Source organism: Pseudoalteromonas luteoviolacea CPMOR-1, assembly GCF_001625685.1.
Taxonomy (GTDB): Bacteria; Pseudomonadota; Gammaproteobacteria; order Enterobacterales; family Alteromonadaceae; genus Pseudoalteromonas; species Pseudoalteromonas luteoviolacea_K.
The window spans coordinates 125,945-137,503 of the sequence record NZ_AUYC01000031.1 but is presented as its reverse complement, the minus strand read 5'-3'; the positions used below and the strand labels follow the sequence as shown (position 1 = coordinate 137,503).

General features: G+C 42.0%; 13 protein-coding genes. 3 read left to right on the top strand and 10 right to left on the bottom strand.

Features of this window, described 5'->3' with window-relative positions:
• Positions 1 to 191: 191 nt before the first annotated feature.
• The 6 genes from N473_RS13725 to N473_RS13700 all read right to left on the bottom strand — a co-directional run bounded on the left by N473_RS13725 (position 192) and on the right by N473_RS13700 (position 7,529).
• A complete protein-coding gene (locus N473_RS13725) occupies positions 192 to 2,078 on the bottom strand; it encodes a DEAD/DEAH box helicase (RefSeq protein ID WP_039608641.1) in 1,887 nt (628 codons plus the stop codon).
• A gap of 128 nt (positions 2,079 to 2,206) precedes the next feature.
• Positions 2,207 to 2,470 carry a GrxA family glutaredoxin gene (locus N473_RS13720; protein ID WP_039608642.1) on the bottom strand — a complete coding sequence of 88 codons (264 nt, stop codon included), beginning with the start codon at positions 2,468 to 2,470 and terminating at the stop codon, positions 2,207 to 2,209.
• A 129-nt stretch (positions 2,471 to 2,599) separates the two neighbouring features.
• The gene (locus N473_RS13715) at positions 2,600 to 2,878 is read right to left on the bottom strand and encodes a peptidylprolyl isomerase (protein ID WP_039608643.1); all 279 of its coding nucleotides are present in this window, start codon (positions 2,876 to 2,878) and stop codon (positions 2,600 to 2,602) included.
• Between the two features lie 140 nt (positions 2,879 to 3,018).
• Complete coding sequence (locus N473_RS13710) at positions 3,019 to 5,091, bottom strand: TonB-dependent receptor plug domain-containing protein (RefSeq protein WP_063368394.1); 2,073 nt, start codon at positions 5,089 to 5,091, stop codon at positions 3,019 to 3,021.
• A gap of 112 nt (positions 5,092 to 5,203) precedes the next feature.
• The gene (locus tag N473_RS13705) at positions 5,204 to 5,689 is read right to left on the bottom strand and encodes a TlpA family protein disulfide reductase (RefSeq protein ID WP_039608645.1); all 486 of its coding nucleotides are present in this window, start codon (positions 5,687 to 5,689) and stop codon (positions 5,204 to 5,206) included.
• Between the two features lie 115 nt (positions 5,690 to 5,804).
• Complete coding sequence (locus tag N473_RS13700; protein WP_063368393.1) at positions 5,805 to 7,529, bottom strand: GNAT family N-acyltransferase; 1,725 nt, start codon at positions 7,527 to 7,529, stop codon at positions 5,805 to 5,807.
• Between the two features lie 160 nt (positions 7,530 to 7,689).
• Between N473_RS13700 and N473_RS13695 the strand changes: the two genes are divergently transcribed.
• Positions 7,690 to 8,610: a 2-hydroxyacid dehydrogenase gene (locus tag N473_RS13695; protein WP_063368392.1), complete on the top strand. Its 921-nt coding sequence runs from the start codon at positions 7,690 to 7,692 to the stop codon at positions 8,608 to 8,610.
• A 221-nt stretch (positions 8,611 to 8,831) separates the two neighbouring features.
• Positions 8,832 to 8,966: a hypothetical protein gene (locus N473_RS26910; protein ID WP_269202346.1), complete on the top strand. Its 135-nt coding sequence runs from the start codon at positions 8,832 to 8,834 to the stop codon at positions 8,964 to 8,966.
• Positions 8,967 to 9,011: 45 nt separating this feature from the next.
• Here the strand turns inward: N473_RS26910 and smrA are convergent, their stop codons facing one another.
• From smrA to N473_RS13680, 3 genes are all read right to left on the bottom strand, one after another.
• Complete coding sequence (smrA, locus tag N473_RS13690) at positions 9,012 to 9,593, bottom strand: DNA endonuclease SmrA (RefSeq protein WP_063368391.1); 582 nt, start codon at positions 9,591 to 9,593, stop codon at positions 9,012 to 9,014.
• A gap of 217 nt (positions 9,594 to 9,810) precedes the next feature.
• The gene (locus tag N473_RS26745; RefSeq protein ID WP_039608649.1) at positions 9,811 to 10,050 is read right to left on the bottom strand and encodes a hypothetical protein; all 240 of its coding nucleotides are present in this window, start codon (positions 10,048 to 10,050) and stop codon (positions 9,811 to 9,813) included.
• A gap of 102 nt (positions 10,051 to 10,152) precedes the next feature.
• On the bottom strand, positions 10,153 to 10,614 hold the full coding sequence (locus N473_RS13680) for a hypothetical protein (protein WP_063368390.1): 462 nt from the start codon (positions 10,612 to 10,614) through the stop codon (positions 10,153 to 10,155).
• 92 nt (positions 10,615 to 10,706) lie between these two features.
• On the opposite strand from N473_RS13680, the gene N473_RS13675 reads away from it, so the two are divergent.
• On the top strand, positions 10,707 to 11,090 hold the full coding sequence (locus N473_RS13675; RefSeq protein ID WP_023396984.1) for a response regulator: 384 nt from the start codon (positions 10,707 to 10,709) through the stop codon (positions 11,088 to 11,090).
• An 85-nt stretch (positions 11,091 to 11,175) separates the two neighbouring features.
• On the opposite strand, the gene rpsT is transcribed toward N473_RS13675, so the two are convergent.
• The gene (gene rpsT, locus N473_RS13670) at positions 11,176 to 11,436 is read right to left on the bottom strand and encodes a 30S ribosomal protein S20 (RefSeq protein ID WP_010382487.1); all 261 of its coding nucleotides are present in this window, start codon (positions 11,434 to 11,436) and stop codon (positions 11,176 to 11,178) included.
• Between the last annotated feature and the right edge of the window lie 123 nt (positions 11,437 to 11,559).

The following is an 11,559-nucleotide window of genomic DNA, read 5'->3' as shown; positions in this document are numbered from 1 at the left end:
TTTATTGAAAAGCCAGTTGAGCTAAAGCAAGAAAACCCAGAACTGTTTAACCTGTTAGTAAGCTATTTTAGGTTTGACCCCAGAGATTGGTTGGGTAGGGCGGTTTGAAAAAGTGATAATGAAATAAAGGATGGGTCAACAAAAACAAAAAAGCCGCTGACTCAGCGGCTTTTATCAATAACGGTTACAACTTATGAGAAGTTGATTTCGTTGCGCTCACCGCGCTCTTTACGTCTGTTGTCACGGTTACCATCTCTGTTTCCGTCACGACGTTTGTCACTGCGAGGATCTCGGAAGCTACGTTTGCCACCATCACGACCTTCAGAACGTCTGCCACCATCACGGCGCTCGCCACGCTCTTCAAAACGTCTACCACCTTCACGACGATTACCGTTGCCACGCGCCTGATCAGCAGGGTGTGTGCTCTTAGTCATCTTCATTGGGCGTTGACAAATGTGAACACCTTGGAAGTGTGTTAGCGTTTCAGCAGGCATATCCTGTGGAAGCTGAACGGTGCTGTGCTCATCAAATAAACGGATTTCACCGATAAATTTGCTTGAGATATCTGCTTCGTTAGCGATTGCGCCCACAATGTTCTTAACCTGAACACCGTGCTCACGACCCACTTCAATGCGGTAAGTATCCATAGGTGCCGAGCTATTGCGACGACCTTTTCTATCACCACGGTCGCCACGTTCACCGCGTCTGTCGTCACGGCGGTCACGGTTACCATCACGGTCACGGCGCTCGCGTTGTTGAACTTTAATTTCTTCAACTTTAAGCGGAGACTGTTGCTGTGCTAGGCAAAGTAGTGCAGCTGCAAGTTGTTCTTGGCTTAGCTCTAGTTTCTCACCTAGGCCTTGAGCAACTTCACTGAAGAACTCAATGTCTTTGTGGTCAAGTGACATGCTAAGCTTGTTTTGAAGTGCTTCAATACGCTTTTGCTCAACGATTTTTGCACTTGGAAGCTCTACTTGCTCGATATCTGAGCGAGTATGACGCATGATGTTACGTAGTAAGTAACGCTCGTTACCTTTTACGAACAAAATAGCTTTACCCTTACGACCCGCACGACCAGTACGACCAATACGGTGTACGTATGCTTCGCTGTCTTGTGGGATATCGTAGTTAATAACTAGACTTAGGCGGTCAACATCTAGACCACGTGCCGCAACGTCTGTTGCGATAACGATATCTAGTAAACCACTTTTCAGTCTTTCAACTGTGCGCTCACGTGCCTGTTGGTTCATGTCACCATTGAGTGGTGCAGCAGAGAAACCTTCACGCTCAAGCAGCTCAGCAAGCTGAACAGTATCGTTACGAGTACGTACAAACACGATAGAAGCATCATAATCTTCCGCTTCTAAGAAACGTACGATTGCTTTGTTTTTATGTGTCGTTGCACGCCAGTACACCTGCTCAATTGTGTCAACAGTTGAGTTACGTGGTGTGATTTTTACTTGCTCTGCGTTATCTAAGTACTTAGAACAAATAGATTGGATCTGCTTTGGCATAGTTGCAGAGAAAAGGCATGTTTGCTTTTCTTCTGGTGTTTTTTCCATGATGCTTTCAACATCATCGATAAAGCCCATGCGTAGCATTTCATCAGCTTCATCTAATACCAATGCATTTAGGTTTGATAGATCAATGGTCTTACGGTTGATATGGTCGATTAAACGCCCCGGAGTTGCCACGATGATCTGTGCGCCACGGCGAAGTGCACTTAATTGCACGCCATAGCTTTGTCCACCATATAGCGCAAGTACTTCTACGCCTCTGGTGTACTTAGCATACTGCTCGAATGCCTCTGCAACTTGCAATGCAAGCTCACGAGTCGGAGTCAGTACTAAAATTTGTGGTTGCTTAACGGATGCGTCAACATTGTTTAATAGCGGCAGTGCGAAAGCTGCCGTCTTGCCCGTACCCGTTTGCGCTAGTCCCAGCACGTCCTTTCTTTCTAGCAATAACGGTATACATTGAGCCTGGATCTCAGAAGGTGATTGATACCCTAGCTCTTCGACTGCTTTTAGGATTGCAGGAGAAAGGTCTAAAGATTCAAACGTTACTGGTTCTGACATTAATGCGCCTCAACAATTTAAAAGAGGCGGCATTGTACAGTAAAGAAAAGATAATTGCTTGTATAAATTGGCACTAAATTTGTAGGTGTTTGAAATTGGTTAAAAAATAAACTGTATTTTTTTTAGGGTTATTGATATAACCCTAAATTTGCCTTGGCATAGGCCTCAAAATCATCAAATCCACCAATGTGATCTTGGTCTACAAATATCTGTGGCACCGTGTTACATGGCTTACCCGCAGACTTTTCTAGGTCAGCTTTACTGATCCCTTCTTTGTTTATATCGATATAGCGAAAATTGAAATCGTCACGCTCGTCTTTTAAACGTGTCGCCAATTCTTTCGCACGTACACAATAAGGACACCCTTCACGACCAAAAATAACAGTAAACATAGTAATAACTCTCTCAATGATTTCAATGACACTCAGTATAGTTGAGTGTGCTGGAATTAAAATTGATTAAAAGCTATTACACCAATCTGTTTTTTCGATTTGAAATAAATGAACAGGCTGAGCTGTGTGTTACGAACGGTACACCGTTTTAATTAAATGAAAGCCAAACTTGGTTTTAACGGGGCCATGCACCTCGTAAAGCGGTTTTTTGAAAACTACGTCGTCGAAGGCTTTAACCATATCGCCCTTGTTAAATTCACCCAGGTCGCCGCCCCGTTTTTTTGAAGGGCATGTTGAATGCTGCTTTGCTAGCTTATTAAAATCTCCCCCCTTTGCAAGTTTGGCTTTGATGGCTAAGCATTCTTTTTCTGTTTTGACTAAGATGTGATACGCGCAAGCTTTAGGCATGATAATACTCCGACATGTTTAAGGCGCGGATCATGCAAGGCGATGGCGAAAAACGCAAGAGGCAATTGCTTGCTCGCCACGCCTTTATCAGGAAAGCGCAAGCCGCCATCTGGTTTTGCAGTGCAGATGACGACGCTATATTAAAAGGTCACACTAAAACCAATTGAAGGGCGCATTTCAAAGTCGTCATTTTCTTCTTTTATATGTAGGTCATTTACCGATGTGATCTTGTCGTAATCTAAATCAATGTAGGCGACGTTGTCCTGACCATAGGCATTCATGAGTTCAAGTATTAATTTGCCCTCTAGACCAAATACGGTGGTTTTTCTTTCAAATCGCACATCCAGTCTGTGGTAAGTCTTAAAGCGCTCAGAGAACGGGTCGCCATAAACAGGCAAAAAGCGCCCAGCGTGATCAGGGTTCTCTCTTACACCGACAATAGGGGTATAAGCTTGCCCACTGCGGGCGGTAAAGTTAAATCCACCTTGCCAGAGCTCATTAATGTCGTAGTTCAAGACCGCGTTAAATACGAGCGGTGTATCTGCATAATAATCTCGCGTGACGTTACGGCTTAAATCAGTTCGTTCACTTTTGGCGTAGCTCAGCGCGACCCAGCCATACCAGTTATCGGTTTTGTTCTTATTCACTAGCAGGTCAACACCGTATGCACGCCCTTCAACTTGGTTGTTATATAAAAGATGTGCATCGCTACCAGCGTCGATTGCCAGTGGTAAATCCTCCATGGTTTTATAGTAGCCCTCAATCGACCAAGACCATTCGTTTTCAAGCACCTGTCTAAATCCAAGGGTACTGTGTGTTGCAACTTGTGATTTGAGGGCAGGGTTGCCTATCTCAGGCAAAATGTACTCAACATCTTGCATACGGTTGTAACGACCGACTTTCGCGCTTATCACGCTATTAGGTGTCACATAGTAATTTACGGCGACACGGGGCGAAGTGAATGTTTCGTCGGTGTAGCGGTTATGCTGGCTTTGTACACCCACTTCGGTTTGCCAGTCTGCATGCGGTTGCCAGATATGTGTGATTCCAACAAAGCCTGAATCCAGATCTATGGTACGTTTACCCGAAATACGATCGCCTTTTTTCAAGTCACAGTCTGGATCAATCTCAGTACACAAATATTGAAATGTGTCATATTCATAAGACGTTTCATTATCAAAGTAGGCTGCGTCAAATACAAATCGATGCTGTGGGTTAACGGTATAGTTTAAGCGTGCTTTATAGGTCAGTTGCTTTTCACCTTCTTGTTCAAAAAAGCCCGCCAGATTGTTGGGTTGTTTGCCAAATTCGAGTCGTCCAGAATGATCTAGTGCACCAATGCCGACTCTTAAGTGAAACTTTTTGTTGTAGTGATCCCACAGAATACTCTGGCTATTAAAGTCTCTGATAAATCGTGCGTCACCTTGAAACTCAGGCGTTTTTTGTGCAATTTCAGCACGCTCACTAAACCCTGCAGCGGCAGAGTCTTCAGCACCGGTAAAATTAAAGGTGAGGGTATTATTGTTATTGAGATCCCACAAGAATTTACCTTGGTAGTCATGGTCATCAGGGGCATCGTTAATGGTTACACCCGACGGCTCGCCATCGTCATCATCGAGCTCTTCTCCTTCACTGAAAAACAGGGGGAGTGTGCTTTTTCTGCCGGAGACATAAAACGCCGTATTTTCAGTTGCCTGACCTTCCACAAAAAAACCAGCATTAAACATCGAGAAGTCTAAAGTGGTGGTGATAGGTTGGTACTTTGGATTTCTTAATGTGACATCAAACACCGCACCGGTGGCATTACTGTATCCTGCGCCATAGCCTGCTGAGTACAACTGAAAATCTTGAATAATATGACGATTAAAAATGGAGCTGCCAAAGTCATGGAAAATATACCCTGCTGGCATGAAGTCGACTTCAAACATATTGTCGCTAGGTGATGAGCCTCTCACCGCAGGTTCGCTCATTGAACCGCCAGCAGCGACCACACCGGGTAGTGCAAAAACAGCACGCAGTGGGTCGCCCAGTGCGCCTGGCATTTCAATGAGTTTTTCGGTGTCTTCCGTAATTTCTGAAGTAATAGAGCTGCGTTTGTAAATGACTTCTATATGCTCAATGTCATCTTTTTTGGTTTGAGCATGTGCAGACATCGCCATACACAACATGATTGGAGATAAAATAAAGCGTTTGGTCGCAGTAAGTGCAAACATCATCGAGTCCCTTTGGCAGTGATTAACTTCGAATTTGCTGACAGTGTACGGACTAAAAGCGTTGATTTATTGCGGATTTGGGTAAGAAAGTGTATCTCAGCTATACACTTTCTTACAGGCGAAGTCGGATCCCAAGTTCACTCGAGTAACCGATAGAACGCTCAATGACTTTAAGTTTAGGATCCATGACATAATAGGTTGGGTAGGCTTTTACTTTGTAATCTTGCGCCGTTTTTTGATTGCCCAATAATACTGGCATAGATAAGTTTAAGTCTTTACTAAAAGCTTTCACTTCCTCAGTACTTTGAAAGTCTAAGGCGATGGCCACCGCATTTACTTTTCCTTGGCGGTGGAGTTTATCGATATTAGGCATACTGTAGCGACAAATGTTACACCAAGGTGCGAAGAAATAAATGACGGAACGTTCCCCTTGAAGCTGACTAATATCATATCTTTGAGATGTATTCTCTAATAAAGGTAATGAGAAGTAGGGGGCGGACTGCTTGCCATCATCTTCCAACATACCAAGCTCTTGATACGTTAAAACCGCAGCAAAAATGACAATAAAAACGATGATATTAAAAAGAGATTTAATCATTACTGGCGCTTAATCTGCGTTGATATATATGAAGACCGAGCGCCAGTATAAAAAATTGCAACAGGGTTGCAAGGAGTTTGTTGTCAACTCTTTGCCCTTAACAGGCATAAAATGTTTATGACTGATATATATTTTCACCAAGATAACGTTTAGCTTTATTTGCTTTTAACTTAGTTAGATCTACAAGCACTAGTCCGTCAATACAATTGTTGAAGTCAGGGTCAATACTGAAGCTCAAAAAGTTCACGCCACTTTGTTCACATAATTCGGTATATTGCTTAAACAGTGTTGGCACCTGTGCACCCATATTCGCCAGTATGTGTTTAAGTTCAGCAAAGTCTTCTTTTATATTACTACCGCAAAACAGGTCTCGACAGGTATTGAGTTGAGATTGGGACAGCTTGAATTCGTTATTAGGGTGGGCTAAATTCTCCAGCTTCGAGAAGTAATGTTGATAATGGTATACCAGCATCGCTTTCGCTTTGTCAGGCAATGCGTTAGATAAACTGACGGGGCCAAATAAATAGCGGTGTTCAGGGTAACGCTGAATAAATGCACCTATGCCATACCAAAGGTAATCTAGGCTTTTACGTCCCCAATATTTGGGTTGTACAAAGCTCCTGCCAAGTTCTAAACCTTGATTAAAATAGGGGGCCATATCATCCGTGTATGAGAACAAGCTACTGGTATATAAACCATTGGTACCATGTTGCTGAATAACCTGCTGAGCACTGGCTAACCGGTAAGCGCCCACCAGTTCAAGTTGCTTGGCATCCCATAGCACTAACTGCTGATAGTACATATCATATTTGTCAGTGTCTCGTCTTTTGCCGCTGCCTTCACCGACGGCTCTGAATGCAATTTCACGTAAGCGACCGAGTTCTCGAAAGATGGGGGAGCTGCCAGCATATTGATACAAGTATATTTGCATGCCATCTGCGGTTTCACCAAGGCGCTCACATTGTTCAATCGCACTTTTCAGCTCTTTTTTGCATTCCGGAACGGCAATGGGGGTTTGTGTTTTTAACGGGAGCGCTTTTTTACTGTTTAACCGATACAATTGTTTGCGGATAAGTGCAACAATTTCTTTATCTTTTAGGTTGTCTAAGCGATATGACTCCGGGGGGATACTAGCACCGATTTCAAACTCTAAAGACTTTTGGCGTTGCTTAAACATTTCTTTAACCAATAACAAGCTTGCCAAAGGTTTGTAAATCATTGATGTGCCGTAAAATAAAGGGCTGTTTTTGGCCTTGATATAAATGGGTAAGATGGGGCAGTTTGCTTTTTTTGCCATACGTAAAAAGCCCGTATTCCACTTACAGTCTTTGATCCCTGTAGGGCCCAGACGTGAGACTTCTCCCGCAGGGAAAATAAGTAAGGCTCCCTCAGCTTTAAGGTGTTTTTGGATATTAGCAAGTTCTTGTTTTCGGCTTGCGTTTGATAGGTTGTCAACGGGTAGCAAGAGTGAATGCATAGGCGTAATTGACATTAACATTCGATTGGCGACCACCTTCAAATCCGGTCTTGCTTTAGCGAGTACTTTTATGAGCGCGAGGGCATCCAGAGAGCCGATAGGGTGATTGGCTACAATCACCACACTCCCTTCACTGGGAATATGCTCAATTTGTTTTGGCTTAAACCGGGCGTCAAAATCTAACTCTTCAAGCACCTGCTCAACAAACTCAAGTCCCTCTAAATGCGGGTAAGTGTCAGCGAATGCGACAAATTCCTGCTCATGTAATAAGTAACCTAACCCTTTTTTTACTAAACCTTTCACCTTTGGTGAGTTTTCTAGTTGTGGTAGGTTGGCTTCGATTACTTTATCAACGCTGATCATCATAATTCTCTACGGCTGTGTTTATAGCAGATTAAAAAGGTAGTGTGACAATCTTGTTGCGTTGGTATGTCAGTTTTATGGTGATCGTGCTCTATCAACACGCTGTGATTAGACGGTATACTATTAGATGAAAACCGTTAATTTTAAGTAGGGATAGAGCATGTCTGTATTGGTTTGTATTACTGGGCGTAATAATGAAAAACTCATGGCTAAACTACAAGATGCTTTGCCTGATGTGGAGTTGAAACTTTGGCCGCACTGCGATGATTTAGAGAGTGTGAAGTTTGTTTTAGCTTGGAAAGCGCCGCAAGAATTGTGGCAAAAGCTACCTAATCTAAAAGTGGTGCAATCTTTTGGAGCTGGTGTAGATGGTATTCCAATGAGTATATTGCCATCAGGTACAGTGGTTGCGAGAATTATTGATCCGCAGTTAAGTGATGATATGGCGGAATATGTACTTTCTCATGCGCTTGCCCATAAACTCCGGCATCAAAACTATTGTGCTGAACAGGCGAAAAAAAACTGGAAACCAAGACGAGCGAGAAAGGGGGTGACTGCGGGGGTGTTAGGTTTAGGCGAGCTAGGTAAAGCGGTAGCACAGCGTTTGTCAGATAATGGCTTCACGGTAAGAGGTTGGTCTAGAAGCGCGAAACAGTTGGATGATATTGCGTGTTATTATGGCGAAGCGCAATTGGCTTCTTTTGCGTCAGGGCTTGATTATTTAGTCTGTTTACTGCCTCTAACTGATTCGACCCACGGTGTGTTGAATCGACAATTATTCCAGAATGTATCTAATGATTGTCTGTTGATAAATGTAGCCCGGGGTCAGCATTTGAATGAGCAAGACTTAATTGACGCTTTAAATGAACAAGAGTTAGGTGGTGCTGTGTTAGATGTGTTTACCACTGAACCATTGCCTGAAAAACACGTATTTTGGTCTCACCCGAAAGTTACTGTGACGCCCCATATTGCAGCAGTTACTAATCTAGACACTGTTGTTGCACAAATTGCAGGTAATATTCGAGCTTGTTTCACAGGGGCACCAATTAAAAATGGTGTAGATGTCACCCAAGGTTATTAAAAATAAAGGATACGAGAAAAGAATGGCTTTTAGCTGAAATTCTCTCATGTTGCAGGGAATAGTGACAGATAGCGGTGGGAAAAGAGTAACTTTATGATTTGTAAGTAAATGTAAGTAATAGTTATTCTCGCTTACAAAATTACTGTATATAAAAACATATTGAGACATCTTTTTATATTCAGTATGTTAGGAAAAAAACAATAATAAGACGGGAAATTAAAATGAAAAACGGTCAAGGTGGTGTAAAGCTCTCTTTTGTCGTTATTTCTGTACTCGCGTTAGGTGTCTCTGCTTGGTTTAATCAAGCCCAAGCTGCCGATACCTCGACAGACACGTATATTTACCAACAAGAATAATATACGTCAAAGTTCATTGTGGGGCGTGAATGCCCCATCGATGCATTATCTTTTTGCGTGGATCTCTCTGTTTTCTAGCTTTTTCTCATCACTTTTCTTCAGTAACGTATATGTAGAGCCACTTCCTCCATGACATGTTAAGGCTGAATGAAAAGCCAATACGTTAGGCATTTCTTGTAGCCACTTATTGCAGTAACTTTTTAGAATGGCTGGGAATGGTTTACTTTTAAGCCCGATGCCATGGCGGATTAACAGAACACGAATATTACGTTTTTGGCAGTCTGTAACAAATTCAAACATAGCTTGACGTGCTTCAAAAAATGATTTGCCATGTAAGTCTAATGTGGCGTCAATTTGATACTTACCCAATCTTAAGTTTTTGTACACGCCTTCTTGTACGCCATCTTTTTTGTAACCAAGCTGATCGTATGGGTCTAGCAAGTCTACATATTCAGTAGATAAAAAGTTGGGATCAAAATCGAGTTCTTTTTGCGCAGCTTCTCGCCGAGCGAGTTGCGCATCCGTGGGTTGATTTTTTTGTTGTTTAAGTTGTGCGCGATTGTCTTGTGCTAACGGTACAACATCGCCCATTGAAGCTAAAAATAGTTCTTCATCTGTCATCGCCATGATGATTCTCCAATCAGGGACAAGTTTCACGATTTTAGCCTATCAATACGGTATTGAATAGCCTGTCGTCAGTGAATATTTGAGTGATCCGATTTTTATGATGGGACGTAAAGGGAGCGCTTATACGTGTTTTGTTATGAATAGTTATTAACTTTTTTTTAATAGATATTATTAATGCTTCATGCTGAGGTGATTAACACCTCAGCCACTAAGTAAGTTAGTTAGTATCGTAGTGTTCTAGTGTGAACACTTTGAATAGGTAAAATGAATTTATTAGGATAAGGCCTAAGTTGGAAATCACGGAAGTATCCATAAGATCTAGGCTAAACAAAACGAAAAGTAGGCTACAGGCTAGAGCTGCCGAGACTCTTAGTAGTGTTTTGTGATTAATAAAAAGAGCTCCAAATCCTAGTACCAGTAATAAACTATTTAGTAACCAGTCAAACTCATTAGCCATGATCTTACATTAACTCCGTATATGATTAAAAAGGGGCGCCATTATGCGCCGCTTTTTTAGTCATCTCAAACGAGTAATTTTGCTTCTTTCGGATTAGTTTTTCTAATTAATGATGAGGTGCTTTAGAGCGGCAATGAAGCCGTGGTTTTCTAATATTGCATATTTTTGGCATGTTGATGGTTTTGACACATCTTGACACAAATAAAGTGTACTGCGCTCTGATGCTTTGATGGGCTGTAAAATAGAGTCAAATAAAATTGGTTTTATGCCGGGTAAACCGGGCCAATAGACACTCTGAGTGACCATATTAAGTTTTTGATATGTGATGAGCTGAGGTTTAGGGAACAGTATCGCAATGAGCGCTATCACCCCAATTATAATCAGAGGTGTCAGGCTTTTCTTAGGGGGTTCTGTTTGTGCTCCTTGGTGGCCATGTTGTTGTGCAATCTCTTGTTGTCGCCTTATTTGTTGAGCAGAGAGACGGCGCTTCTTATTTTTGTTTGCTTGTTGCTTTTGAAAGTCACTTTTATTCAGTAGTGTTTGTTTTTTTGGATTAATTGCCATGCTTAGGTGTAGCCTTTTGGTTGCAGGACTCTATAATAGTTCTATGCTATAGATGATAGCGCATTTCTAATTACTAGCCCACGGGAAAGGATATGGAACAACAAATCTCTATTCTCATTGTTGATGATGTAGGAACTGTTAGAAGCTTTTTGCATCAGACATTGATGCACTTGGGAATTGACAATGTCAAAGAAGCCTCAACTGCGAAGCAGTGCATAGCAGCTTGTGAAGAGCGTCATTTTGATATTGTCTTTTTGGATATTGAATTACCAGATGGAGATGGAAAAGAGTTAATTGCAGAATTAGCTCAAATTAATCCAGATATTAATGTTGTCATGGTTTCGGCGCATTCAACTGTTGATAATGTCAAAGATGCTATTGAACGTGGGGCTAAAGGGTTTGTCGTTAAGCCTTTCTCACCGAAAAAAATCGCTGCGATGTTAAAAAAGTTCTATCCGAAGTTGGAAATAGCTTAACGCAGTAACGCGTTTTGCAATCTAACTGAAAGATAGGCATAAAAAAACCGACTTACGTCGGTTTTTTTATATCCATTTCCACAGATTATAGCGCTTTGATTTTAGCAGCTAGGCGGCTCTTGTGACGAGCAGCTTTGTTTTTGTGGATTAGACCTTTAGTTGCGTAGCGGTCAAGGATTGGAGTTGCAACAGCAAATGCTTGCTGTGCAGCTTCTTTATCACCAGCTTCAATAGCAGCGATAACTTTTTTGAAGTAAGTACGCATCATTGAACGACGACTTGCGTTGTGCTGACGACGCTTTTCGCTAGTGATAGCGCGTTTTTTTGCAGACTTGATGTTAGCCAAGGTATGCTCCTAACAATCTTTTAAAAATAAGCTTAGTTTAAAGGCCGAGGACTATGCCTGTTTTATGATCCAATGTCAATAAAAAATAACCTGTCCGACCTAAGTATTTCAGTACGGCTCTGG